The organism is Acinetobacter radioresistens DSM 6976 = NBRC 102413 = CIP 103788 (genome assembly GCF_006757745.1).
Classification (GTDB): domain Bacteria; phylum Pseudomonadota; class Gammaproteobacteria; order Pseudomonadales; family Moraxellaceae; genus Acinetobacter; species Acinetobacter radioresistens.
Genome location: NZ_AP019740.1, coordinates 2,298,393 through 2,324,162, shown reverse-complemented (window position 1 = coordinate 2,324,162; position 25,770 = coordinate 2,298,393). Strand labels below are relative to the sequence as shown.

At 36.7% G+C, this 25,770-nt stretch carries 21 protein-coding genes and 2 pseudogenes; 13 read left to right on the top strand and 10 right to left on the bottom strand.

Going from position 1 to position 25,770, the window contains the following annotated elements; genetic code table 11:
• The first annotated feature begins 72 nt into the window (after positions 1-72).
• The 5 genes from ACRAD_RS10885 (at position 73) to ACRAD_RS10865 (ending at position 8,322) form a co-directional block, all read left to right on the top strand.
• Positions 73-1,701 (top strand): PspC domain-containing protein, encoded by a 1,629-nt coding sequence (locus ACRAD_RS10885; protein ID WP_005027418.1) that lies wholly within the window; start codon positions 73-75, stop codon positions 1,699-1,701.
• Positions 1,702-1,730: 29 nt separating this feature from the next.
• Positions 1,731-2,681 carry a hypothetical protein gene (locus ACRAD_RS10880; RefSeq protein ID WP_010700367.1) on the top strand — a complete coding sequence of 317 codons (951 nt, stop codon included), beginning with the start codon at positions 1,731-1,733 and terminating at the stop codon, positions 2,679-2,681.
• A gap of 12 nt (positions 2,682-2,693) precedes the next feature.
• Positions 2,694-5,213, top strand: coding sequence for an Hsp70 family protein (locus ACRAD_RS10875; protein ID WP_005027414.1), 2,520 nt, complete (start codon positions 2,694-2,696; stop codon positions 5,211-5,213).
• Between the two features lie 7 nt (positions 5,214-5,220).
• Positions 5,221-6,933 (top strand): AAA family ATPase, encoded by a 1,713-nt coding sequence (locus ACRAD_RS10870; protein WP_005027412.1) that lies wholly within the window; start codon positions 5,221-5,223, stop codon positions 6,931-6,933.
• 180 nt (positions 6,934-7,113) lie between these two features.
• Positions 7,114-8,322 carry an IS256 family transposase gene (locus ACRAD_RS10865; RefSeq protein ID WP_004672268.1) on the top strand — a complete coding sequence of 403 codons (1,209 nt, stop codon included), beginning with the start codon at positions 7,114-7,116 and terminating at the stop codon, positions 8,320-8,322.
• 18 nt (positions 8,323-8,340) lie between these two features.
• On the opposite strand, the gene ACRAD_RS10860 is transcribed toward ACRAD_RS10865, so the two are convergent.
• The 6 genes and pseudogenes from ACRAD_RS10860 to ACRAD_RS16635 form a co-directional block, all read right to left on the bottom strand.
• Positions 8,341-9,507 carry an IS256 family transposase gene (locus ACRAD_RS10860; protein ID WP_142093798.1) on the bottom strand — a complete coding sequence of 389 codons (1,167 nt, stop codon included), beginning with the start codon at positions 9,505-9,507 and terminating at the stop codon, positions 8,341-8,343.
• A 121-nt stretch (positions 9,508-9,628) separates the two neighbouring features.
• On the bottom strand, positions 9,629-9,976 hold the full coding sequence (locus ACRAD_RS10855) for a hypothetical protein (protein ID WP_005027410.1): 348 nt from the start codon (positions 9,974-9,976) through the stop codon (positions 9,629-9,631).
• 166 nt (positions 9,977-10,142) lie between these two features.
• Entirely contained in the window at positions 10,143-11,570 is a 1,428-nt protein-coding gene (locus tag ACRAD_RS10850; RefSeq protein WP_005027408.1) for a hypothetical protein, read from the bottom strand.
• A 26-nt stretch (positions 11,571-11,596) separates the two neighbouring features.
• On the bottom strand, positions 11,597-12,451 hold the full coding sequence (locus ACRAD_RS10845; RefSeq protein WP_005027406.1) for a hypothetical protein: 855 nt from the start codon (positions 12,449-12,451) through the stop codon (positions 11,597-11,599).
• Positions 12,452-12,683: 232 nt separating this feature from the next.
• Positions 12,684-13,415, bottom strand: a complete 732-nt coding sequence (locus tag ACRAD_RS10840; protein WP_005027404.1) for a Fic family protein — start codon at positions 13,413-13,415, stop codon at positions 12,684-12,686.
• A 162-nt stretch (positions 13,416-13,577) separates the two neighbouring features.
• Positions 13,578-14,255: pseudogene (locus ACRAD_RS16635) on the bottom strand (cupin domain-containing protein).
• Positions 14,256-14,389: 134 nt separating this feature from the next.
• On the opposite strand from ACRAD_RS16635, the gene ACRAD_RS10825 reads away from it, so the two are divergent.
• From ACRAD_RS10825 to ACRAD_RS10805, 5 genes and pseudogenes are all read left to right on the top strand, one after another.
• A protein-coding gene (locus ACRAD_RS10825) for an IS3 family transposase (protein WP_089041187.1) occupies positions 14,390-15,519 on the top strand; the annotation gives its coding sequence in 2 pieces (ribosomal slippage) (positions 14,390-14,642 and positions 14,642-15,519; 1,131 coding nt in all).
• Between the two features lie 227 nt (positions 15,520-15,746).
• Entirely contained in the window at positions 15,747-16,739 is a 993-nt protein-coding gene (locus ACRAD_RS10820; RefSeq protein ID WP_005027395.1) for a Fic family protein, read from the top strand.
• Between the two features lie 448 nt (positions 16,740-17,187).
• A pseudogene (locus ACRAD_RS10815) lies at positions 17,188-17,645 on the top strand (tyrosine-type recombinase/integrase); the annotation flags it as partial.
• Positions 17,629-18,639: a DUF2515 family protein gene (locus tag ACRAD_RS10810; RefSeq protein ID WP_005027390.1), complete on the top strand. Its 1,011-nt coding sequence runs from the start codon at positions 17,629-17,631 to the stop codon at positions 18,637-18,639. The pseudogene ACRAD_RS10815 and the gene ACRAD_RS10810, both read left to right, overlap by 17 nt.
• Positions 18,626-19,528 carry a hypothetical protein gene (locus tag ACRAD_RS10805; RefSeq protein WP_010699857.1) on the top strand — a complete coding sequence of 301 codons (903 nt, stop codon included), beginning with the start codon at positions 18,626-18,628 and terminating at the stop codon, positions 19,526-19,528. The genes ACRAD_RS10810 and ACRAD_RS10805 overlap by 14 nt, the downstream gene beginning before the upstream one ends.
• A 170-nt stretch (positions 19,529-19,698) precedes the next feature.
• Here the strand turns inward: ACRAD_RS10805 and ACRAD_RS10800 are convergent, their stop codons facing one another.
• Entirely contained in the window at positions 19,699-20,400 is a 702-nt protein-coding gene (locus tag ACRAD_RS10800) for a VIT1/CCC1 transporter family protein (protein WP_005027387.1), read from the bottom strand.
• A gap of 457 nt (positions 20,401-20,857) precedes the next feature.
• Here ACRAD_RS10800 and ACRAD_RS10795 point away from each other — a divergent pair, with 457 nt between their 5' ends.
• From ACRAD_RS10795 to ACRAD_RS10785, 3 genes are all read left to right on the top strand, one after another.
• The gene (locus ACRAD_RS10795) at positions 20,858-20,947 is read left to right on the top strand and encodes a hypothetical protein (RefSeq protein ID WP_125825065.1); all 90 of its coding nucleotides are present in this window, start codon (positions 20,858-20,860) and stop codon (positions 20,945-20,947) included.
• Positions 20,948-21,271: 324 nt separating this feature from the next.
• The gene (locus tag ACRAD_RS10790) at positions 21,272-22,159 is read left to right on the top strand and encodes an NAD(P)/FAD-dependent oxidoreductase (RefSeq protein WP_005027386.1); all 888 of its coding nucleotides are present in this window, start codon (positions 21,272-21,274) and stop codon (positions 22,157-22,159) included.
• Between the two features lie 87 nt (positions 22,160-22,246).
• On the top strand, positions 22,247-22,711 hold the full coding sequence (locus ACRAD_RS10785; RefSeq protein WP_005027385.1) for an AAA family ATPase: 465 nt from the start codon (positions 22,247-22,249) through the stop codon (positions 22,709-22,711).
• Between the two features lie 651 nt (positions 22,712-23,362).
• Here ACRAD_RS10785 and ACRAD_RS10780 read toward each other — a convergent pair.
• The 3 genes from ACRAD_RS10780 to ACRAD_RS10770 all read right to left on the bottom strand — a co-directional run bounded on the left by ACRAD_RS10780 (position 23,363) and on the right by ACRAD_RS10770 (position 25,715).
• Positions 23,363-23,803: a universal stress protein gene (locus tag ACRAD_RS10780; RefSeq protein ID WP_005027383.1), complete on the bottom strand. Its 441-nt coding sequence runs from the start codon at positions 23,801-23,803 to the stop codon at positions 23,363-23,365.
• A gap of 269 nt (positions 23,804-24,072) precedes the next feature.
• Positions 24,073-24,456: a carboxymuconolactone decarboxylase family protein gene (locus ACRAD_RS10775; RefSeq protein WP_005027381.1), complete on the bottom strand. Its 384-nt coding sequence runs from the start codon at positions 24,454-24,456 to the stop codon at positions 24,073-24,075.
• An 80-nt stretch (positions 24,457-24,536) separates the two neighbouring features.
• Positions 24,537-25,715, bottom strand: coding sequence for a thiolase family protein (locus ACRAD_RS10770; protein WP_005027379.1), 1,179 nt, complete (start codon positions 25,713-25,715; stop codon positions 24,537-24,539).
• Positions 25,716-25,770: the final 55 nt, after the last annotated feature.

Below are 25,770 nucleotides of genomic sequence, written 5' to 3'. Positions count from 1 at the left end.
CATTAATAAATTGTTGTTTTTATGTAGAAATGTGATTAAATTACAAAAAATTAAATATTAGTAGAGGGTAGCTTGCAGTTCGTAATTAATAATCCTTACCGTATTTTGGGGCTTACTGCAAATGCTTCATCAAGAGAAGTAGCAAAAAGAGTAGCTGATTTAGAAACATTTGCTGAGTTTGGTAAGCCAAAAAAATATTCCCTTGATCTAACTGAAATAGCACCTCTTACAAGAACAGTAGATACGATTCAGCAAGCTGCGAAAGATATAGAAAATGATACTGACAAATTGGTATACGCTTTCTTCTGGTTTGCAAAAGTTGATAGTGTTGATGAATTAGCAATTGAATGTATTGAAAACAATCAAGTTCAAAAAGCTTTCGAAATATGGGATCAGCAAATTAGTAAAAATGAAAATGATGCTAAATTTTCATGGCGACTTAATCGAGCTGTTATTTCATTATTTTGGTGCCAAGGTTCAAATTTTGATACTGACAATTTTGAATCAGCGTTGAAAGATTTAGGATATTTAACAGATGACCATTTTCAGGATGTTCAAGGATTTATATTTGGGGAAAGTAATTTAAAAATTGATATAGAACAAATAAATAAAAAAATTATAGATGAGATTCTTAAATTCATAAGTAATTTAGAAGAGCAACCTTATGGTGCATATGGTATTGGCCTATTACATGAGTTTTGGACATTTTCAACAAGTGCACAAGACTATGTACAGACAAAGTTATTTGCACTTTGTATTAATCAGATAGAAACTGCGATCCAAAAGAGTCAGCAGTTGAGGGATACTGAAAATTCAAGTTTTATAAATCAATATAATGGTTTGAAAGAAGTTGAAGACCTGATTTATGAAATAGATGAATTTTCGGAAAATTATAAAATACAAAATATTCTTAATGAGTATGTAGAAGAGGTTAGAAAGTGTTCCCTATATGCAAATAATAAGCTAGATAATCGTGATTTAGCCTATGATTTAATTACATGGGCAGAACAATTACCATCTTATGGACAGGTTGCTGAAGAGGTAAAGGTAAATAAAGAACAACTAATAGATTTAATTGAAAATGATAAATTTTCAAAAAACTACTCATCTATCGCTGAGTATATGGAAAGAGACATTAATTCAATCGAAGATGCTAGAAAAATTTTAAATATCTTTAAACAAGAATTAAAACAGATAGATATACATGATGACATGTATTACAAAGTATCTTCTTATTGTGTGACGAAAATTTTGAACTTTTTAATTGATGAATTTAATGATGCACATAATAGATTGGAAAACCACCAAGATATAGCATATTTCCTGAGTGTGGCTAAGCCTGTATGTAGCTTAATGGAAATAATGAGAACGTTCGAACTTGTGCCTGAGGTGGAGGATCGAGTTGAACGGAATTATAAAAATATTAAAGAACAGATTGAAGAGTTTGAAAATATTATTAATAAATTCGTGAAAACCCAAAATAATCATCAATATGAACCATCATCCTATCAAGAGCCTGGGTTTTATAAGTCAGATAAAGATATTGTATTTAGTGGGGCACTAGGTGGTTTAGCTGAACTTTGGGGATGGAATGCTGGTTTTCTAAGAATTTTGTTTGTTGTAGTTAGCGTATTTACATCTATTTGGCCAGGTGTAATTGCATATATCGTACTTAATATGATCATGCCTAAAAGAAATTAAGGTTTGAGTATTTAAAAATGAAGAATTCAATGAAAAGAATAGCTGTACTTATAGTATTGGGTGGGATGTTAGGGCATGCTTCAGCAGCATCTAATGAGCAAATTCCACAGGATATACGTGTTAAATTTGGCGAGCTTGAAAATTTAAACAAGCAGGCATTAGAACAAATTAATCAGATAAAAGCAGAGAGTCTTAAACAGCAAAAAGCATTAATTTCAAAAATTACTGAGCAGGATGAACAACACCAGCTGCAAATTAAAACTCTGAATGATGATTTAAAAATTCTAGAAACTAAGTTGCAGGATAGTATAAAAGCACATACACAAACTGTTGAAGAATTAAATCAACTTAATAAATCAACGGCTGAAACTACTGCCACGATCAATGACAGTATTGCTACTCGAACAATCATTGTACTGATCGGGTTACTTTTAGCATTAGGTTTGATTGCCACAAGTTACTTATTACTCAGAAAAAAACAAGCGAAATCGACCGAGGATTTGTCATCTCAAGTGAAACTTGCATTGGATAATGTGCGTCAGACTGAAGAAAATATTGTGAAGTCTGATATTCAACTTGCTGACCGCTTACATGAAGTTTTAATTCAGCTTAAAGAACAAGCCAAAGTTACACCTGTGGTTCAACAGAATAGCGAACTGGATCATAGTCTACCTCTAAAATTGGCTGACGAAATTCATCGTATGCGTAAACGTCTTGCAGCATTGCCTGAAGATACTAAAGGGTTGAAGCCACTCAGTAAGTCATTAGAACGGTTAGAAGATGAGTTATCTGAACAAGGCTATGAAATTATTGACCACACAGGTATGGAATTTAGTGAGAATTTATCAATCCAATCACGTTTCATACCAAGTGATGAGTTAGAACAAGGACAAAGTATTATCTCTAAAGTTGTTACACCACAAGTGAATTTTAATGGGGTAATGATTCGTATGGCAGATGTAGAAGTTAGTGTAGGTTAAGGAACTATAAAAATGCGTCAAAAAATTGATTACGGTATTGATTTAGGAACGACAAATTCAGCAATTGCTCGTATGGAGGATGGTGAAGCATTAATATATAAAAGTGATGATAATCAGATGGATACTACTTCATCTATCGTTGCATTCAATAAAAAACAAACCCTTTTTGTAGGATTGAGTGCAAAAAATGCTTTAGATAAAGAAGCGACTTCTAATTTCAAAAATCGTAAGCAAGTAGATCCAAATGGTTACCAAGAATTTAAAAGAACCATGGGGACAGACCACGAATATAATTTTTCAAATATGCAACGGTCTTATACTTCCGAGGAATTGTCTGCTGAGGTCTTGAAAAAACTGAAAGGTTATATTCGTGATGAGGATATAAATTCTGCAGTAATTACTGTACCTGCAATGTTTAGGCAGAGTCAGTTAGATGCAACACAACGTGCAGCTGAGTTGGCTGGTCTAAAATATTGTGAGTTATTACAAGAGCCAATTGCAGCTTCAATTGCTTATGGAATGAAAGTTAATAATACTAATGGGTATTGGTTGGTCTTCGACTTCGGTGGAGGAACCTTTGATGCGGCATTAATGCATGTTGACGAAGGCATTATGAAAGTCGTGGATACTGAAGGAGATAACCATCTTGGCGGTAAAAATTTAGATAATGCAATTGTCGATCAGTTATTAATTCCAGAATTAGAAAAACAATGTGAATTAAGTGATACGCTTGAAAATGAAAGTACTAAAAAACTCCTTCAAGAAGCATTAAAAAAATATGCGGAACAAACTAAAATTTCATTATCTTCTAAAGAAAAAATAAAATGTGATATTGATGATTTAGGTGATGATGATGATGGGGAAGAAATTTTAGCTGACTTTGTAATTAGCTTAGAGCAGTATGAAAAAGTGGTTAGTCCAATTTTTCAACGTGCCATTAATATTGTTAAAGATGTATTAAAACGTAATAATTTAAGTGGCCGTGATCTAGAGTCACTCATCCTTGTTGGAGGCCCAACCTTCCAACAGACTTTGCGTCGAATGTTAAAAGAGCAAATTACAGAAAAGGTTGATACAAGTATTGACCCGATGACAGCAGTGGCAAAAGGTGCTGCATTATTTGCCTCTACAAAAGATATTCCAAGAGATCTACAAAAACGTGATAGTTCAAAAGCACAATTAAGCCTGAAATATCCGGAAACCACTGTAGAAACGCATGAAAATTTAGGTATTCGCATTAATCGTGATCAGTCTACAGCTAATTTACCGGATACGTTTACTTTAGAAATTATTCGTGGTGATAGTGGTTGGTCTTCTGGGAAAGTGATCGTTGAAGGTGATGTAGAAATTATAGAACTCATGTTAAATGAGGGTAAGACCAACCAATTTAACATTAAATTATCTGGACCTGATGGTTCAAATATACCGTGTGAACCAAGTTCAATTACCATCATTCAAGGGATGAAAATTGCTAATGCAACTCTACCTTATAGTGTTGGGATTGAAGTCTATGACACAGTGGATAACAAACAGGGTGTTTATCCACTTGCAGGATTAGAAAAAAATAAAACGTTACCTGCTAAGGGTAAAGGTTCTTTCAAGACCATGAAAGATATTCGACCTGGTGTTAAGGAAGATCAACTTTTGATACCAATTTATGAATTGAGTCGAGGGAATGCAGGATCTAGAGCAATTTTAAATACATTCTTCGGTAAATTTGCTATCACGGGTCAAGATATTTCAGGTTTTCTTCCTGCGGGTAGTGAGGTGGAAGTAACCTTAAATATTGATGCTTCACGCCGAGGAAAATTATCGGTTTACCTTCCGTCATTAGATGAAAGTTTTGATATTGTGATTGAGCCGACAATTGAAAAAGACGTGAAGAAAGAAGAATTACAGAAAGAGATTGTTCAGGCAAAAGCAACAGCACAACGCCTTGCAAATGAAGGTAACAGTGTTGCAGAGAAACAGCTCGAACAGTTAGATGAAGTAGAACAAGTTCTGAATTATCGTGGTCATGAACGCTCAAGTAAGGAAGAAGTGAAAGCTAAACTTCAAGAGTCTTTGATTGAGTTAGATAAGCAAGAAGAAGCTGGCGAGTGGCCAAAAGTAAAGCAAGAGCTTCAAGATACGCTTAATGACCTAATCATGCAAAATAAGCGTTACGGTAATACTCAGACGAATCGTCTTGTTGAAGAGTCTGAAGAGCATGTCCGTAAAGTGATGGCTGCCAAAGATATTCAATCTGCAAAGAAGTTAGAGGGTCAATTGTCTTCTATGGCATTTGAGCTACAAGGACAAGATATTAGTTTCTGGGTAGGTGCTATCTATTATCTCGATGAAAGTTTTGATGAAATTAAATGGACAAACCGTACAGAAGCATATCGTGGTGTACAAAACCTCAAACAATTGCTTAATATGAATCCTAATAAAGATCGTCTTGAGCAGGCTGTCTGGGAAGTTGTGCAATTGATGAGCCCTGAAAGTAAAGCAGCTATGCAAAATGTTAATAATGACCTATTGAGACGTTAAGAAGAAAATGAAACGAGTCGGTACATTTCCTAAAAAATCTGTAATCCAAGACCAATATCAAGTTCAGATTTACTTAGGTGAACATGATTGTTGTGAAGTGTATCGAGTCGTGGATTTAAACTCTCATGAGCTTAAGCTGATGAAAGTTATTCAAAATAATTTTCTAGCCAATATTGATATTGATTTATTAAAAGAAAATTTGTATCAAGCATCTTTGTTCGTACATCCAAATTTGATGATACAGTCTGAATTAAAAAACTTTATAAGTGATGGGGTTAAGTATTATTACTTTTTAAATGATTATCTTAAAGGCGAATCACTTGAAAATTTAGCAGAGCGAAAATTAAAACTCACAGTTACGGAAAGTTTAGATATTTTATTACCGATTTTAGAGGCATTGGAATATTTGGGCCATCACAAGAAGATTCACAAATTCATAGATCCGAGTTATATATACTTGGATTACAGCTCAGAAAAAAAACAAAGTTTTTTATGTTTGGTTAAAGTAAATCAATTTTTTGATGGTTCAAAGAAAAGTATAGCTTTAGCATATCAATCCAGTGCCAATAATATTAAAGAATGTGATGCAGAAGGTGATCTTTTTGCATGGATGGTCGTTTTATACAAGTGTATTACTGGTGTGCATCCTTGGAATTATGATATTGACTGGGAAGAGCAAACAGCTAATATTATAAAAAAACGGATAGTGATACATCGTATGAGTTATCCATCTACGCCTTTATCTTTTTATAAAAAAATATATGAAAAAGCGGATGATATATTTGGTTGTATTTTAGATGGCGACCAAATAAAAGCAAAACTAAGTATAAATGCTCTTAAATCCAATTTGCTGACAGTATTTGATTCATCTTGGAACGATTGGGACTCCAAAGCACATAAGAATCTTACATTAGAAAAGAATTCGAAAAAATCTAATGAAAATAATACATCTAGAAAAGGCTTAGAAAAAGTTGCAGGTATGAGTGACCTGAAAAAACAATTGGATGTGGATGTTATACAATCGCTAAGGCAAATTGAAAAATATCAAAAATATGGTATTGAGCCATTAAATGGGATACTGTTATATGGTCCACCTGGTTGTGGTAAGACATTTATTGCGAGATGTTTAGCTGAAGAAATAGGTTATTCATATTTTGAAATAAAACCTTCAGATTTAGCTAGTGTTTATATACACGGAACTCAAGAAAAAATTGCAAAATTATTCAAGGAAGCTGAACAGGAAAAACCTTCATTAATTTTTATTGATGAGATAGATGCTGTGTTACCAAATAGGAATGAGGGTAATTTGAATCACCATCATCTAAGTGAGGTCAATGAATTTTTAGCGCAAATTTCAAATTGTAATGAGAAAGGAATTATTATTATTGGAGCAACAAATCGACCTAAAGCGATAGACTCAGCAATGTTAAGAACAGGTCGATTAGAAAAACATATTTATATAGGTTTCCCGGACTTTAATGCTCGTCTAGATATGCTAAAACAGTATATCGAAAATAGACCATTTTCTGAGGATTTAGATCTTTTTAATGTAGCTATTTTAACGGTTGGTTACACTTCTAGTGATCTTAAATATATAGTAAATGAGACTGCTAAAATGGCATTGAAAAAAGATAGCAAAATTACGGATGAATTTTTTAAAGAGGTTATTGAAAAGTATAAACCATCTGTAAAAAATGATGATAGTTTCAGTCAGTTTTAAGAACAAATAATGAGGGTGTAAATAATTCTGTGTAAATACAGTTTTAAAAATACTTGGTTACACGCTCTTCAAACATGATACTAAAGCGATTCATGGCAGCTTTCCAAGAGACTGTAAATAAAACTGTGTAAACGCTTAAACTATCCCTCAACGCTGTTGGGGGCAACACAGGTGTTTACCATGAAAGATGAAGCAATGCTGGCATTGGCAAAAGAATTTGCTAAGAACTTAAAAACAGAAGCTGACCTGAATAATTTCAGTAAAGCTTTAAAGAAACTCACCGTTGAAACTGCACTCAATGCTGAACTGACTGAACATTTAGGCTATGAGAAGAATAGCCCTCGTATAGGCAAAAATACACGTAATGGCTATACAACTAAACGGCTATTTACTGATGATGGTGAATTTGAACTAGACACGCCTAGAGATCGTGATGGCACTTTTGAGCCCCAGTTGATCAAGAAGAGTCAAACCCGTATCACACAAATGGATAGCCAAATCCTATCCCTATACGCCAAAGGCATGACGACACGAGATATTGTTGCCACATTCAAGGAAATGTACGATGCGGACGTCTCCCCAACGCTTATTTCCAAAGTGACGGATGCAGTTAAAGAACAAGTAATAGAATGGCAAAATAGACCATTGGATGCCCTTTATCCTATTGTCTATATGGATTGTATCGTCGTGAAAGTGCGTCAAGATAGTACGATTATTAACAAAGCGGTATATCTGGCATTAGGTGTCAATACAGACGGACAGAAAGACCTATTAGGTATGTGGATGTCAGAAAACGAGGGTTCTAAATTTTGGCTCTCAGTGCTTACAGAACTGAAAAATCGTGGTTTAAAGGATATTCTGATTGCCTGCGTAGATGGATTGAAAGGGTTTCCTGATGCGATTAATACAATTTACCCTGATACGCATATTCAGTTGTGTATCATTCACATGGTACGCAACAATCTTAAATATGTGAGTTGGAAAGACTACAAAGCTGTCACAGCCGATTTAAAAAAGATATATCAAGCTGTTACAGAAGACGCAGCCTTACAGGCTTTAGATGAATTTGGACAAAAATGGGATGAGAAGTATCCTCAAATCAGCAAGTCATGGCTTGCCAACTGGTCGAATCTAAACACGTTTTTCGCTTACTCTATGGATATTCGCAAAGCGATTTACACGACCAATGCGATTGAATCATTGAACAGCGTTATCCGCCATGCAACCAAGAAAAGAAAAATCTTCCCAACTGATGATTCCGTGAAAAAGGTGGTATATTTAGCAATTATGGCAGCAAGCAAAAAATGGACGATGCCTATTCAGAATTGGAAAGCTGCCATGAATCGCTTTAGTATCATGTTTGAAGAGCGTGTAACCAAGTATTTTTAAAACTGTATTTACACAGAATTATTTACACCCTCCTTTCCAATTCTGAATAGGCATCGTCCATTTTTTGCTTGCTGCCATAATTGCTAAATATACCACCTTTTTCACGGAATCATCAGTTGGGAAGATTTTTCTTTTCTTGGTTGCATGGCGGATAACGCTGTTCAATGATTCAATCGCATTGGTCGTGTAAATCGCTTTGCGAATATCCATAGAGTAAGCGAAAAACGTGTTTAGATTCGACCAGTTGGCAAGCCATGACTTGCTGATTTGAGGATACTTCTCATCCCATTTTTGTCCAAATTCATCTAAAGCCTGTAAGGCTGCGTCTTCTGTAACAGCTTGATATATCTTTTTTAAATCGGCTGTGACAGCTTTGTAGTCTTTCCAACTCACATATTTAAGATTGTTGCGTACCATGTGAATGATACACAACTGAATATGCGTATCAGGGTAAATTGTATTAATCGCATCAGGAAACCCTTTCAATCCATCTACGCAGGCAATCAGAATATCCTTTAAACCACGATTTTTCAGTTCTGTAAGCACTGAGAGCCAAAATTTAGAACCCTCGTTTTCTGACATCCACATACCTAATAGGTCTTTCTGTCCGTCTGTATTGACACCTAATGCCAGATATACCGCTTTGTTAATAATCGTACTATCTTGACGCACTTTCACGACGATACAATCCATATAGACAATAGGATAAAGGGCATCCAATGGTCTATTTTGCCATTCTATTACTTGTTCTTTAACTGCATCCGTCACTTTGGAAATAAGCGTTGGGGAGACGTCCGCATCGTACATTTCCTTGAATGTGGCAACAATATCTCGTGTCGTCATGCCTTTGGCGTATAGGGATAGGATTTGGCTATCCATTTGTGTGATACGGGTTTGACTCTTCTTGATCAACTGGGGCTCAAAAGTGCCATCACGATCTCTAGGCGTGTCTAGTTCAAATTCACCATCATCAGTAAATAGCCGTTTAGTTGTATAGCCATTACGTGTATTTTTGCCTATACGAGGGCTATTCTTCTCATAGCCTAAATGTTCAGTCAGTTCAGCATTGAGTGCAGTTTCAACGGTGAGTTTCTTTAAAGCTTTACTGAAATTATTCAGGTCAGCTTCTGTTTTTAAGTTCTTAGCAAATTCTTTTGCCAATGCCAGCATTGCTTCATCTTTCATGGTAAACACCTGTGTTGCCCCCAACAGCGTTGAGGGATAGTTTAAGCGTTTACACAGTTTTATTTACAGTCTCCAAATAATGGATAGTTTATAATAACAAACTATCCATTATTACTAAAAATTATTTTAATAGCCCATCAATACTTTCTCTAAGTCGATCAACACTGCGACCTTCTTCGAGACTGATTTTTTCACGTAGTCTTGTGAGAGCCCGTTTCGCATCTTCATCATTTCTTAATAGTTCACGAGCTTTGTATTGATTTTGGTTGTTCAAGGCGGCTAAAGCCAAAGCTCGGTTACTTGCATTACTGCGTTCTGACGTATTATTTTGCTTATAGAAATCAATAAGTCTACTTTCTGATGCGCGCTCCATTTTTTCCCATTGTTCAAGTTGCTTTTTTGTTACAGCATCAGTCATCGCTTTTCCTGCAGCCTTACCTGCACTTACTAAAGCATCAAAAAACCCCATAATTACTCCTAATTTTGTAGTTAATAAAATTTTATTTTTTAATAAAATTATTCACTTAATTTAACTTTAGATACCATTTTAATCAAGCAATTTGATTGAAAATTATTTATTAAACTCTGGGTTTTTATTTGCTTTAGTTCATTTACTTTACAGATGTCCAATTGTTTTAGTCAAACAAAAAACTTCGTAAATCATCTTCATTTTTCAATATCTTAGATTCCTCTACTCCATGAGCACGAGCCAATATAATACTGGACTCTATAATTGAAATATTAGTATTTAAGTCAAATGCTTTACTTCTTAAATCAGCAATTTTTTCAAATTCAGTATTAATTTTATTTATGACATTTATATAAACTTCATCAACCTTAGCTAAAAAAAGTTGCATGGAAGCTTCCATCTTCTGTGCTAGCTTCTTATCTTCGCCTAATAAAATTTCACATACAAACTTTCCTGCGATTGAACCAATGACGGCACCTAAGACCGGTATAGGGATGAATGTTTGTCCTGCTAGCGCAGCAAGACCAACACCTGCACTATCAGCACAAACAAAAATTGAATTCATTTGAAATTCTTCAAAAGTTAACTTCCCTTGGTAAAAGTCATGTACTAATGAGCTTACCCCTTTTGATGCACTAACAAATGCACCAGCTAGGGGAGCAGCTAACCCCGCACAATTAGTTAAACCATAAACTGCAGCACCAGTCACACCCGCTAATGCAGATGCTTTAGCTGTGTCTAATCCAACTTCTTTCCAATCTTCTTTAGTCAGCTCACCCTTAAATAAATTTTTTCCTTCATTTTTATATTTAAGATATAAAGAGGAACTTAGGGCAATAGCACCACCGACAGCTGCAGCAGTTCCAGCTGCTTTTAGCCCTTCTGTTAAGTTGGCTTGATGTTTATCGTGAATAATATCCTTCAATTTTTCATTTTGTTGTTCGAGGTCAGCACTATGCTTATTTAATGTTTCATGCACTTGACCTTGTTGAACTTCAGCATAATCAGATACTCCAGGACGAACCACCTCATTAAATGGCTGTCCAGACTTGGTTTGGATTTCTTCAATTTTTGCTTGAATAGAATTGATTGTCTTTTGACTTAAACCTTCAATAGATTCACCGCGATGAATTTTAGAAATCAATTCATAGTGATCTTTTGGAATATGATAATAAGATCTGTCACGACCGAAGTTTTCATATTTGTCCATATGCTTGAGTACATGTTCAAGATTATTGCCCAAACCGTTAATAAATTTTGATTGAACCTGAATTCCATCAATCAAATAATCTTCGGGCGCAGTGCGTCCCACCCCCTCAAAGGTCGCTCTAACAGTATCACCTGCAAGAGCATCTCTTGCATTGCGAATACCAACTTCAACATGTTCGGCAATTTCTCCATGTTTAGTAAGATCGCTACCTAAAATATTTTTAGGTGTGCCAATAAATTCTCGGACTTGATCAACATGCTTCATTGAATTAATGAAACATTGATCCTGCAGATTAAGTTGAGTAATTTTATCTTGTAGTCGAGCAACATTAATGCCATCGACTATGGCACTAGAAATCTGGTCTTGTACTGAAGTTGTTTGCATTAATATTGCCTGATGATTTAATTAAATTAGAGTTCAACTTTCTTTTTCATAAGTAAACATAAGCTCTCTACATGATTTTTCAGTGAAATCATAAGTGCCTTCTGACCACTATCCAGTTGACTATAATCAAGTGTGATAAGTGTTGAATCTAATGTACTTAATTGGGATTGCATCCCCACAATATGCTTTTGGGTCTCTTCCGCAAGTTTTTCTATTTCTAAAGATGCTGCTCTAAACTGTCTATTTAGAACTTCGATTTCCTTTCTTTTTTCATCAGCTTCTTTAGCGATTTTCTCATTTCTACTGCGTGCAAAAAGTGCACTTCCGACTAATGCCGTACCGCCAATTGCCCAGCCTACTGGTCCTGCAAGTGCTAATAAGGCATTGCCTGCAACCATACCACCACCACCTGCAGCAAGAGCACCTCCACCTAACCAAGCTAAGGCAGCATTAGTAGCTGCTGCCCCTCCTAAAGCAGAAATAGCGGTACCTGTAGATGCTGTCCCAAAAGTAGTAGCAATTGCCATAGCTGCGGTTGGGGCGAAAGCTACAACACCAGCCCCAGCAGCTACTCCAGCTCCAGCAGTACCGCCAGCCTGTATATCAATTTGACGTGCGTTTTCCTTAATCTTATCGAGAATATCGTTAAAAACTTTAAATTCAGCTTTATATTCACTGAATGTTTTATCAAACTCTTTAGGTTTATTGGCGATACCACTAAAAAGTGCTTCGATTCTAGTAATAATGTTATGACCATCATTTTTACGAAGATTCATTAATTTTTCAGACTGTAATCCTACTTTTTGTCCTAGGTGTTCATAAGCGCTTTTTGTGGCTTCAAATTGAGCAATAGCATTTTTTTTTAAATCGCCATTTAACATTTTTCCCTCTTACATATTTATGTATTTTGTGTGTAATGTATCATGTATGTTATTATTTTTAGTAAAAATGTAATCTGATATTTTTGAATAATTTTTCAATATTCACATTTCGAGTTGTTGACAATAAGTTTATGAATTACAAGGTTAATTAAAATTCATTAGGGGTAAAGTGAATACTTTACCCCTATATTTGATATTGTTGTATAAGATACATTACAAGCTAATTTTTATTTTAAAGATTTAAAACAACTTGATACGGTTTAAACCCTTCTAGTACAGCAGCGGAGACTAATTGTATAAACGCTTCGGTCTTCCCATATGCCATCCACTGATCCAAAGCCTCATAGTAAGCCAAACGATTTTCTACTGTAATCACACAAGGCGGATAGCCTGCTTTTAATAGTTCAAGATTCATCAAAAGACGTGACGTGAGACCATTGCCGTCAATGAATGGATGAATGCCAACAAAATCAGCATGTACTTTGGCTGCACGTTCAATTGGATGTAGCTTATGTGCTTCACTATTATACCAGTCTACTAATTGAGCCATCTTGTCATTTAATAACGTGTAATCAGGCGGGGTAGACGTAGCACCTGATATCAGGACATTTTGCTGACGATAACGTCCAGCATTATCATCATCAATATTCTTTAAGATAAGCTGATGGATATTACGAATTTGCCATTCAGAAAAAGGCTCCTCTTTCCGAATGATATCTTCAACATAGTAAATTGCATTTCTATGGTTGATCGCTTCGAAGTGTTCTCTTAATGCTTTTCCACCAACAGTAATACCTTCGAGTACTACTTTTGTTTCTAGCAGGGTGAGGGTATTACCTTCAATTGCATTGGAATGATAGGTCCAGCGGATAATAAGATCTTCTTGTAAATTTTTGACAATTGAGGGAGAGAGAGGGCGATGTTGATCTAATTTTTTCTTTAAATCATCAATAGTTTCAAACATAACCTTATCCCTGAATTTGTCTTAGTCGATCATACATGAAAAAATAAAGATCAGAAATGTAGTGATATATCATTACATTTTGTATGAGTTTTAAAATTGGTAAGTGGACTGCTCCAAGTATTCTAGACACGAGACAGCTTCATTTCGGAAACACATTATTGTTCATTTCACCCACGCATCTATGGCATGTTGTAGATGACCAGTTTTGACATAAAGCGTTGCGCCTGATGGACCTGCCTGAAATTTAGCAGCACTATTGAGGGGAAGACGGACCCACGAACCTGCTGGATATATTTCAGTGCCGCAAAATAATTGACCTTTAATAATGAACAATTCAATCCCTTGTTCTGATTTCTCTACGAAAATTTGATCAGGTTCTAGCTTTTCTAAATAGGTCTGCTCATGTTCAGATTGAAATAGCGGGCATATCATCCGACGTTGGGTAAGCTTCTAATTCGCTAAGTCATTGGTGTTAATCCGGGTTGGTTCTCTCTCATGTTCAGTCATTTGCATCAGTTTCACAAAGATTAAACAACCTGCTTTACTGGAAACCCGATGAGTTGAATGATGGAGGTTACGTAAATACCAGCCTACCGGATAATCATCTTCAGCATTCTCGGTAAAAATGCCTGACAATATGAGGACTTCTTCACCCAAAGGATGCTGATGTTCAGGAAAGGCAGATTCTGGCGCGTATTTCACAAGACTAGTTGCACGTGCTTTCTCATTGCCAATACGATCAAGCATCATTCTATCGACTTCACCTCCTGGAGATTTCACCCAATGGTAATCCTCTGGCTTGATGATGACGGGCTGTGAGAAGTCGGCATGAATAAACATAATGCTGTCCTGTAATGAAAAAACCTACGTATTTTAACGAGAATGCTGATGTGGATCTATGATTTTAGACCACGTCTATAAGTGATAATCTACTCCCCAATAAGCATGGGAAATGCTTGTTTCTGGAGTCAACCATGACACGAAGAAAACGTCGTAATCACTCAGCAGATTTCAAAGCTAAAGTTGCTCTCGCAGCAATTAAAGGCGACCACACACTCGCTGAGCTTTCTACTCAATTCGATTTACATCAAAATCAAATCATTGATTGGAAAAATCAACTGCTTGAGCAATCGATCAATATTTTTTCACGACCAACAGCACAACAAGAACCAGAGATTGATCTTAAAGCTTTACATGCCAAGATAGGACATCAGGCATTGCAAATTGATTTTTTAGAAGGTGCACTCAGAAAAACAGGGCAACTGAGCGGCAAAAAATGATCGATAAGACCCATCAACTTTCGGTACGACAACAATCGCAATTGATTCAAATCAATCGCAGCACGTTGTATTACAAGCCCAAAGAGATTTCATCAACTGATTTGAGTTGGATGCGTCTAATCGATGAAATTCATCTCGACTACCCATTTATGGGCAGTCGAATGATACGAGATATGCTACAGCGTCAAGGACATCAAATAGGTCGGCGTAAAGTCCGACGTTTAATGCGCTTGATGGGAATACATGCCTTGTATCCAAAACCCAATACCAGTAAGCCTAATCTTGCACACCGTATTTTCCCATATCTGTTGAAAAACATGGTCATCGATCACTCTAATCAAGTCTGGTGTACAGATATCACGTACATTCCTATGGCTAAAGGCTTTGTCTATCTGTGTGCAATTATAGATTGGCATAGTCGTAAAGTACTGGCTCATCGAGTATCGATCAGTATGGAAACAGACTTTTGCATAGATGCGTTGCAAGAAGCAATTGTGAAATATGGTTGTCCAGAGGTGTTTAATACAGACCAAGGCAGTCAATTCACAAGCGAGGCATTTTTGAATGAGTTAAAATTGCGAAATATCCGTATCAGTATGGATGGGAAAGGACGATGGATGGATAATGTAATGATTGAGCGTTTATGGCGCAGCGTGAAGCATGAGGAAGTCTATTTGAAGGCTTACGATACGGTTAAACAAGCGAAACTATCAATTGCTGAATATTTGGATTTTTATAACATGATACGTCCTCATTCAAGTTTGAATAAGGCAACACCAAATGAATTTTATGATCAACATTTACTAAAAGTAATGGCAGCATAATTTAAATATTTAGAGCGGATTTATCACTTATAAAACTAGATTGAGTGGTCTAATTAACGGAACCACATCAATGCATAGGTTTATTTTAAAAGAAATAGCGATGAGTTATCTCACTGTTTCAGAAAAGATAAGCAGGTTAATAGCAGATATTACTCATTAAGCTATGCAATATTAATATTTTAGAGTTTAATCAACTGTGCTTTGTTTTTACATCAATGAGGAATGGCATGAGATATCAACCGCCTTATACGATCACCTCTAGAATTATTCACTTGATTGCACAAATTAGTGAATCAATAGGGCGTTTGACTGCATTAACCCAAATTCAAGATAGCCTTAAATTGCGAAAAGCAAATCGTATCCGAACGATTCAAGGGTCTTTAGCGATCGAAGGGAATACCTTGAGTACAGAGCAAATCACAGCGATCCTGAATGGCAAGACCATTATCGCGCCACCTAAAGAAGTTCAAGAAGTCCGTAATGCCCTAAAAGCATATGAAGAAATTCAAAATTGGAACCCTGATCAAGAAACACATTTGCTGAAAGCACATCAAATATTGATGACAGGACTGATTGATGAAATTGGACAGTATCGTCATGGCGGTGTTGGTGTGATGTCAGGGGATCGGGTCGTGCATATGGCTCCGCCTGCAAATCAAGTCCAGCGTTTAATGAGAGAGTTATTACAGTGGTTGGCTGAAGGCAATGAGCACCCATTGATTCAGAGTTCAGTATTTCATTATGAGTTTGAGTTTATACATCCATTTGCTGATGGCAATGGGCGTATGGGACGTTTATGGCAAACTTTAATCTTAAGCCAGTGGAATCCAATTTTTCTCAATATCCCTGTAGAAAGCTTGATTTATCAAAACCAAAAAGCTTATTACGATGCATTGCAAGCGAGCACAGATCGCTCAGATTCAGCACCTTTTATTGAGTTTATTTTGCAGATGATTTTAGATGCAATACTCAGTTCTGATGCCAGCGATCAAGATACCGCTCAAGCTAGCGTACAAGTTAGCGATCAAGTTAAACGTCTCGTCCAGAAGATGGAGCAGAAGGAATATAGCTTAGCTGAGCTTATGGCTCTATTAGACTTGTCCCATCGAGCAACATTCCAAAAAAATTATTTAACTCCAGCATTAGAAGCCGGTGTGATTGAACGCACCTTTCCTGATAAGCCTAAGAGTCCTAAGCAAAAGTACAAATTAAAAAATTGAACTATACTGAGGTTGATGTGATTATTAATATCATAATGAGCTAATTGAAATGTTATAACATTGCATTTATTTTTAGGTGTAATTTTCTGCTATAATGCCGTACGCCACTTCAAATCCTGAATTCGGATTTGAACAAGATTTTAAAGTGATTCAATGCACTAAATCTAATTTGGGTCAAAATTGGGTCAATGAATATTTATATTTGTAAAATTATGTTTAAAATGAATGGGTTGGGTTTTGAGTTCAATTGACGCCACCCCACCAAAATTCTTTCCGAAGTAATCCATCGGAATCTAAAAAAGCCTTTAAAATCAATGTTTAGAGGCTTTTTTATTGGCTGTGTTGTCCGACCTTGTCCTAAGCTGTTTGACCCTATTTTTGCTTTTATGAGGGTCAAAATTGGGACAATTTGACCCACTAAATAAGTTTAATTATGTGGGACAAAGATATGTCGCTTACCGATGTGCTGTGTAAAAAAGCATTACCGCAGGAAAAACAGTACCGCCTTTCTGATATTAATGGTCTGTCTTTACGAGTCGATCCGAATGGCAAAAAATATTGGTCTATCAGATACACGGAAAATGGACAAAGGAAGTCTAAAGCATTAGGTATCTATCCTGAGCTAAGTTTAAAGCGTGCAAGGGAGATCGGTTTGATCTGAGATATAAACTCAAAAATACAACTGAGGTTGAGCAGGAGCAGCCTTATTTTAAGGAAGTCGCAGAGGATTGGTTCAATAATCAAAAAGAAACTTGGTCATCCAAACACATTAGTAATGTACGAGCTTCATTGGATGAGCTTTATATTGCTCTTGCTAATAAGCGTATTAACCAGATTCAGGCTCCTGAGATTCTACAAATCATTAAGAAGATTGAGGCAAGAGGTTCGCTTGAAATTGCAAAACGTATCTAATTTAATGGATGTACGAAAAAATCTCTATAAACTCGAACCAGGATATGAAGCAAGAGCTAGAAGAATAGCATCGGTCTATGCCAAAATTTACCTTGAACAGGAAAATCATGGAGATAAACAACTTATAGGTCGTTATTATTGGATGGGTCTAGGCGCATTTGCCTCAAAAACAGTTGCAGCAGTGTTTAAACATGGACTCACCGCATGGGGATATAAGTGGATGCCACTCAGTGTGATTCGAGACCCTGTACATTCTTTTGCAAAAGGAAATTTATGGTTATTCATGGATATTGCTCCATGGCACTACGCTTGGAGTATGTCATCTGCATCTTTTAACCAGTGTAGAACTCAACGTGATGTCTCAAAATTCACCCATATAAAAGAAGAAGTAAGAAATATTCCTTGGTCAAGTTGCTTACCGATAATTAAGCACTTACAAAGTACCCCTGAAATTACACAGGCTTTTGAGTATCTTCCAAAAATTGAAAATGTATTTAAAAGAAAGAATGAATCAAGACAAGTTAGATTTAAGTTGTCTAGTAAAAATCTTTTAAAACATTTGATGGCGATTGCAGTACAAGAGCAAAGAAATATTTTACAGGAATTGGTATGGAAAGATTGGAAAGTACAAGCACAGGCAACGTTACAAAGCTATACCAAGCTCCCTGATAGTACCTTAGTCTTATCTAGTGATTATGGCGTTGATACGGTCAAACCTGATAAAAATGGAAACTATAAAGGTCGTCATGCAGGAGTTATTAATCAACTCCCTGAATCTGTCTATATTGAGCCTTTGCCACATACTAGAGTTCAAAACTATGATAGCCGTATGGAATGGATTAAAAAAGCAGCAGAAAAATATCATCTTTTAATGTTGAGTAACAAAGGACGTCCATTTTTAGAAAAGGAACTCGCAATTATTGCAGGATGGGGTAACAGTAAAGCTGATTTTAATGTTGGTAAGGACAGTAATGATGGAAAAATTTAAGATCTATTTTAACTTGATCTTTGTCTTTATATTCGGACTCTTCCTTTTAAGCTGTCAACCTCATCCAAAAAATACAGAGAACAATACAATGAATCAGCAACCTTATTCACTACATTTTGGTCCACAAGGTTTTAAAGATTTTGCTCACTACAATCAAGGGAAGGTAGATAATCACCCAGTAGCGAGTTTTCGAGAATTAGATTTTTCACTACCGAACTTAGGCCAAATTAAAATCGAGAATAGTACAAGTAGCTTGACCATTAATCATGTTTTTTCAGTACTTGGAGCATCTTTTCATGGGGAAGAAGGTATTGAGGTGATGACTATCAATGCAGGTTTAAACAAAGAAGAGTTTGTACGTCCTGAACAAGCCTATCAAGCTTATGTTGATTTAATGAAAAAAATTAATCAGGCCGAGTGGAAAAATTATTTCTATCGTTTTTCTGCACGAATAGCAAAAGAAGATAATATTCGATATCTAATGGAATCAGGTGATGTCATTGATCCGACTTATATCTTTAATTATGAAGAATGGAAAAAAATAATAAATACAGTTGGAGGAAACTCGATCGGCTACCGCTTATATGGCAATGGTATCCTTTTGGATCTGAGTATAAAACAAACTAAAAAAACTGAAGATGGTAAAGAACAATATATGGTTCATTATACTTTCAATACAATTCGCTATGATGAAAGAAATTCAATGGATGATTCAGAGAATAATATTGATACTTATAAAATGACATCAAAAGAGTTAGAACAAGCATTTACAAATGAGTTGAGAAGAAATAAAAAATCAAGGGAAATTGATGAAAAAGAAGTTATGGCACAGGGCTACCATATTGATGAAGATTATGTTGATCCTGTCGTTTGGCCGTATGTTAAATAGATCAGTTATGGTTATTTGATTTTAAGAAATTCTAAAATTAACATGATGGGTGTTATATGAATAAGCCCATAACCTGATCACATAAACATACTATCTGGATTATAGTTTTTCTTTCTTAAAATATAATTAAAAGAGTTATAAGGATACAATATGTTTATATGATTTATTACCTAAACAGCTGTGACATTAAATAATGAACCCACCCATGCGCTAAACAGCATCGCAATAATTCCCCATATCATAATACGTATGGCACCTTTCCAGATAGAATTGCCACCGGTATAGCTTGCCAGCGCACCCAGAACTCCCAGACTTAATATACCAATTATAATAATGCCTGATTGGAGTATAGATTCAGGAAGAAAAATAATTGCAGCAACAGGAAACAAAGACCCCACTGAAAAAGCCAGAGCTGATGCGACTGCTGCAAGAACAGGATTTGCTGAAGTCTGTTCTGAAATACCAATTTCATCTCTTGCATGGGCGTCCAGAGCATTATGTGCAGTCAGCTGTTGAGCAACCTGACGGGCAAGGTCAGAGTCTAAACCGCGACGTATATAGATATCTTGGAGCTCCTTTAATTCATGGGCCGGATGAAGATCTAATTCTCGTGCTTCCATATTCAAATCACTCTGCTCGATATCCTGCTGGGACTTAACTGATATATATTCGCCGGCTGCCATTGAGGCAGCGCCAGAAATCAGGCCGGCTATACAGGTAATTAACAGGGTATGAGTGGAGGCCCCACTTGCCGCTACGCCAATGATAAGGCTGGTAACAGAGATAATCCCATCGTTTGCACCCAGTACAGCAGCACGTAACCATCCCGCACGCTCCATATAGTGCTGTTCAGCATGATAAGAATGACGCATAGAACACTCTTTTATTGTTAAGGTTGTTAAAATAGAGGGAATTTATTTTAGCTATATATTAGGGCTTATAACTTCTAAATTGAATATATTTTTAACTTATTGATTTTAATAAAAACTAAAATAACAAGACAATTTCTATTATAGTCAGCCTTAAAAATCTTATTTTATAGAAATATTTTTTAAATATTGAGAATTTTAACATCTAAATAATATGGTATCAGAGAAGGTTAAATATTAAAAAATAGAAGATCGATACTTAAGATGCTATCTATTCTCATGATCAGGCTAGAGCAAGTTTTTTAGTGACCAGTTTAAGGGAGTTATCCCTGAAGAAGTAGTGCTAAATTATAAATCAAGTGATAAATGGAGTAATAAGCACATCCGTCTTATAAGGAAAAACCGTGTTGATGCCGATCTGTAGAGATCTGAACAGGCAGTTGCTGTAGGTTATCAGCGGATTGTTGATAACAATAATAGCCTGAGCATAAGTGGGGCATTTACTCGAAAAGAAAGTTCTGCTGGTATAGGGGGAGATTTTAGCTGGTAAATTTATATAAAGTGTTTAGTTTTGATATATTATTTAAGTGAATAAAATAATAAGTAAAAAAGTACCTATATAATAAATATATTCATTAAAAATAACTGGTTAATTAAAATTAATATTTGGGGTAGGTGTGATCTGCTATAGATTTGAGGTTTCTATTTTAAAAAAATGCTGCTTGAGATAGCCATTTCACTTTAAGGTGATAAAGAAATTCAGTTAAGCAAACAAAATAATCATAAAGTTGCATTTCTCATAAAGGACATCAACATTGGTATAAGCTAGAAGTATTAAGCTAATTCCTGAAATGAGATTTTCGGAGTTATCAAAATGATTTATGACGTTGCAATTATTGGCGGAAGTTATGCCGGCTTATCTGCGGCAGTACCTTTGGCAAGAGCACGTCGAAATATTATAGTAATTGATGCAGGGCAGAGACGAAATCGATTCGCCGAAAATTCTCATGGTTTTCTTGCACAAGATGGAATTCAGGCGCTGGAAATTATAAAAAAGGCACGGGAACAATTACAGCGCTATAAGACAGTCAACTGGCAACAGGGCACGGTCCAGCGGGTAGAAAAAAATAATCAGGATTTTTATTTGTATTTGGATACTCAACAGCCAATTTATGCCAAAAAAATAATCATAGCCTCGGGGGTCACTGACCGCTTACCGGATATTTCAGGTCTAAACGAACGCTGGGGGAAATCTGTATTTCATTGCCCGTATTGCCATGGCTATGAACTCAATCAGGGAAATATTGCACTTTTAGCCAGTTCTGCCCATGTTACCCATCTGGCCATGATGCTTCCAGACTGGGGTAAGACTACACTCTTATTAAATGGTCAGCCAGACCTGTTGAATCTGAAAGCCAAACAGCAATTACAAGAAAGAGGCGTGACTATAGATGACCGTTCAATTAAGCAGATGGATTCTCATGCTGATGTGATATTTACAGATCAGAGCATCACACACTTTGATGGATTGTTTATACAAACTAAAACCTTTTTAGAGCAAGGTTGGATCAAGGATTTGGGTTGTAAAATTGAAGAAGATGAAACAGGGGAATTCATTTATACAAATGACCTAAAAGCAACCTCAGTTGATGGGGTGTTTGCCTGTGGAGACGCAGCTCGGCCCGGCGGTTCAGTGTCTTTAGCCGTAGGTGATGGGGCACTGGCAGGAGTAAGCGCACATAATGCTTTAATTTTTGATTAAATTAAAAATATAAAATAGAGAAAGTTATCAGTCAAAACCTAATCTGCTACGACTATAGTCAGAAATGAAAGAAAGGGAAAATAATAAATGCCTGAAAATACTATAATTCCAGTTCTTTATTTAATGTGTGGATTACCAGGCTCAGGAAAGACTACATTGGCTAGAATTCTAGAAAAAGAATATGGGGCTATTCGCTTTTCACCAGATGAGTGGTTGTATGATCTCGGTTTAAGTTTTTACGATGATCAGGCAAGGATTAAGGTAGAGCAGCTCCAGTGGCAGCTCGCCCTGCAGTTACTTAAACAGGGCCACAGTGTCATTCTTGAATATGGATTCTGGTTAAGGACGGAGCGTGATCATTATCGCGCTGTAGCCAAGGAGCTTGGTGTTATAGCCAAAGTCTACTATTTGAAGGCGTCTATAGATGAGCTGAAGTCACGACTGAAAAAACGTAACCAGCTGGGCATCGATAGTATACCTGTGGTTAACTTGGCAAACCTGGATCAATGGATAAACCGCTTCGAAGAGCCTGCTCAAGAAGAGCTGAGTTGATTCTGGTTGGATCATTTATTTTTTGTAAGAATATAAAAGATGGCTAGTGAGCAGTTCTCTCTATGCTTTAAAAAGATCTTAAATATTTAGACTGCTGAATATTATTGCTTGGGTATTGGGTCAGCAGTTTTTAGTTAAGTAAAAAATCAGCTTTACTCAGGATTTTTATCTCAGGCATTGTTTTTCTGACTATAATAAATAGCCTCTAAAAATGAAATATAGAAAGCTAAATGAATAATAATTATTTATATGTACAAGGCCGTACTCATGCTATTTAAATCGCTCCTTATTCGTATAACCTGTTGAGTGATGATCCTGAATTATTTTAGATAAAATAACAGCAGAAGGTTTGATTTGAGCTACAGCTTTTTCTGAATCATGAAGAAGGTGAGCAAAGGCATATTGAACAATCAGTATGCCGGGACTCGGCAGTTTTTACCTAAAGAGAAAGAAATGTTATCTAAGTGACCTACAGCAATAGTTGGGAGTAGTGCAATCGATTGAAGATGGATCGGGATCTAAGTTATTCATCAGAACCGATATCTTAGAAAGTCATGTGAGGAAAATGAGCTGAATAGTCTTTAAAACTGTCTAGGCTTATTTTCCTCTCCTGACCTGAGATTCAAATGCAATTAACAGATTAAATAATTATTATTTGATAATCATGACTGGTAAATGCGTTGCTGCCAATACACTCTGGGCTACACTTCCGAGAAAGATTTTCTTGATCCCTTTACGGCCATGTGAACCCATAATAATCAGGTCGGCATTTATCTCTTCTGCGGTATTAATAATTTCTTTATAAATTTCCTGTCCTTCAGTCAGACGGGTTTCTATTTCTACTCCTTCTGCGGCAAAAAGGGCTTTGGCCTGATCCAGAGTTTTCTGTATTTCCTGTTTAGCTTTATTACGATAGTCTTCTACCAGCGTCTGGGTATCGACAAATTCAACAGCAATAAAAGGTTCAACTGAAAGTACACAAACTGCTGTAACCTTACTGCCAAAAGCCTTGGCAATATCAGCTGCCTGTTTGACTGCAGTGAGAGAAGTTGGTGAACCATCTACGGGAACTAAAATATGTTGATAAGTCATGGTGCTGACTCCTTGGGGAATAGTTCTTAAAAGGATACTTATTATTAGATGTCTTAATATTATACGCTGTCCAGCAGTTAAATATATGAGGAAAACTTAATTTATATAACTGATGTCCATTAATTTCAAAGCTAAGCCATCAACTTAAGGCTAACACACTTCCAGCAAACAAAATGCTTTTCTAGCACTAAAGTTTAAATAATAACCATAAAATATTTATATTAATAAAAATAAAAAATGCAGGTTAAAGGCCTGCACTTTATAAAATTTTACGAATTATGGTAGTCATTAATCACTTCAAGCGCAGCCCGGAAAGCTTCTTGGGCTGCTGGTGCTCCACAATAAGGTAGGCTGTGCAATAAAACTTCCTGAATCTCTTCAACTGTGGCACCGTTATTGAGTGCACCACGAACATGTCCCTTTAGTTCGGTAGGGCTCTTCTGGGCAACCAGAAATGCAAGCGTAATCAGAGAACGGTATTTGCGTGGCAGTATACCTTCACGTTGCCAGGTTGACCCCCATGCATGTTCATTAATCCAGTCTTGCAGCGGCTGGGTAAATGGAACGGTGTTGTTTTGGGCACGCTGTACAAATGCCTCACCCATAACTTCAGTGCGGACTTTCAGGCCATTTTCGTAATCTTGCTGAGACATGATTGTTTCCAGAGTCAGAATATGAAAAAGGATATACCACGCTCGATGGTATATCCTGCAGAAAATTGACAATACTCAGATCAGGCCATGATTTCAATCGCTATTGCAGTGGCTTCTCCACCACCGATACAAAGTGCTGCAATACCTTTACGCTTGCCAGTGCGTTTAAGTGCATAGATCAGTGACAAAATAATACGTGAACCTGATGAACCCAATGGATGACCTAGGGCGCAGGCACCTCCATGTATATTAACTTTTTCAACATCCAGCTCAAAGGCATCAATCGCGGCCATCGTTACCATGGCAAAGGCTTCGTTAATTTCCCATAAATCAACTTCTGCTGCATTCCAGCCGGCTTTCTTCAGAACTTTTTCAATTGCACCCACTGGAGCAATTGTGAATTCAGAGGGATGTTGTGAATGTGAAGCATACGCTACAATTTTTGCTAGTGGTGTCAGACCACGCTGCTGTGCATTTTCTTCAGTCATGACCAGCATGGCTGAAGCGCCGTCACTAATTGAGCTGGCATTAGCTGCCGTAATTGTTCCATCCTTGGCAAAAGCCGGACGCAAGGTGACAATCTTATCAATTTTAGCATTAAACGGATTCTCATCCTGAGCCACAATGACCTCACCTTTACGACTGCTGACAGTTACTGGCACAATTTCATCTTTTAAATAACCTTCGCTAATAGCCTTTTGCGCACGAGTTAAAGAACGGATCGCAAACTCATCCATCTGTTCGCGGGTATAACCCTTCTGGTTAGCCATGTCCTGTGCCAGTGAACCCATCGAACGGCCGGTTTCTGCGTCTTCAAGACCTTCTAAAAACATGTGGTCCTTGACCTCACCATGACCCATGCGAAATCCTGCACGTGCTTTAGGCATCAGATATGGAGCATTACTCATTGATTCCATCCCGCCTGCCACTACAATATCAGCACTACCTGCCTTAATTGCATCTGCTGCCTGCATGACAGCTTTCATGCCTGAACCACAGATTTTATTGATAGTGGTGGCGCCAACATGGTCAGGCAAGCCCGCCAAACGCATTGCCTGACGGGCCGGACCCTGTTTTAACCCGGCAGGGAGTACACAGCCCATAATCACTTCATCAACCTGATCGGCTTGAACACCAGCGCGTTGTAGAGATTCCCTGATGACGGCTGCTCCCAGCTCAGGTGCAGTTAAACTGGATAAACTACCCTGAAAACTTCCCATAGCAGTACGGCTACCAGAAACAATAACAATCGGTTGCATATTTGAATTCCTATTCAGACCATAACGAAAAAACGCAGTACAGTGTTGGTAAAAA

Coding starts and splice junctions, on each gene's coding strand:
- ACRAD_RS10860 (WP_142093798.1), bottom strand. CDS start 9,507: ATGAAAGATGAAGCAATGCTGGCATTGGCAAAAGAATTTGCTAAGAAC.
- ACRAD_RS10790 (WP_005027386.1), top strand. CDS start 21,272: ATGATTTATGACGTTGCAATTATTGGCGGAAGTTATGCCGGCTTATCT.
- ACRAD_RS10820 (WP_005027395.1), top strand. CDS start 15,747: ATGAGATATCAACCGCCTTATACGATCACCTCTAGAATTATTCACTTG.
- ACRAD_RS10850 (WP_005027408.1), bottom strand. CDS start 11,570: ATGCAAACAACTTCAGTACAAGACCAGATTTCTAGTGCCATAGTCGAT.
- ACRAD_RS10875 (WP_005027414.1), top strand. CDS start 2,694: ATGCGTCAAAAAATTGATTACGGTATTGATTTAGGAACGACAAATTCA.
- ACRAD_RS10870 (WP_005027412.1), top strand. CDS start 5,221: ATGAAACGAGTCGGTACATTTCCTAAAAAATCTGTAATCCAAGACCAA.
- ACRAD_RS10785 (WP_005027385.1), top strand. CDS start 22,247: ATGCCTGAAAATACTATAATTCCAGTTCTTTATTTAATGTGTGGATTA.
- ACRAD_RS10880 (WP_010700367.1), top strand. CDS start 1,731: ATGAAAAGAATAGCTGTACTTATAGTATTGGGTGGGATGTTAGGGCAT.
- ACRAD_RS10775 (WP_005027381.1), bottom strand. CDS start 24,456: ATGTCTCAGCAAGATTACGAAAATGGCCTGAAAGTCCGCACTGAAGTT.
- ACRAD_RS10845 (WP_005027406.1), bottom strand. CDS start 12,451: ATGTTAAATGGCGATTTAAAAAAAAATGCTATTGCTCAATTTGAAGCC.
- ACRAD_RS10780 (WP_005027383.1), bottom strand. CDS start 23,803: ATGACTTATCAACATATTTTAGTTCCCGTAGATGGTTCACCAACTTCT.
- ACRAD_RS10840 (WP_005027404.1), bottom strand. CDS start 13,415: ATGTTTGAAACTATTGATGATTTAAAGAAAAAATTAGATCAACATCGC.
- ACRAD_RS10865 (WP_004672268.1), top strand. CDS start 7,114: ATGAAAGATGAAGCAATGCTGGCATTGGCAAAAGAATTTGCTAAGAAC.
- ACRAD_RS10805 (WP_010699857.1), top strand. CDS start 18,626: ATGGAAAAATTTAAGATCTATTTTAACTTGATCTTTGTCTTTATATTC.
- ACRAD_RS10800 (WP_005027387.1), bottom strand. CDS start 20,400: ATGCGTCATTCTTATCATGCTGAACAGCACTATATGGAGCGTGCGGGA.
- ACRAD_RS10770 (WP_005027379.1), bottom strand. CDS start 25,715: ATGCAACCGATTGTTATTGTTTCTGGTAGCCGTACTGCTATGGGAAGT.
- ACRAD_RS10855 (WP_005027410.1), bottom strand. CDS start 9,976: ATGGGGTTTTTTGATGCTTTAGTAAGTGCAGGTAAGGCTGCAGGAAAA.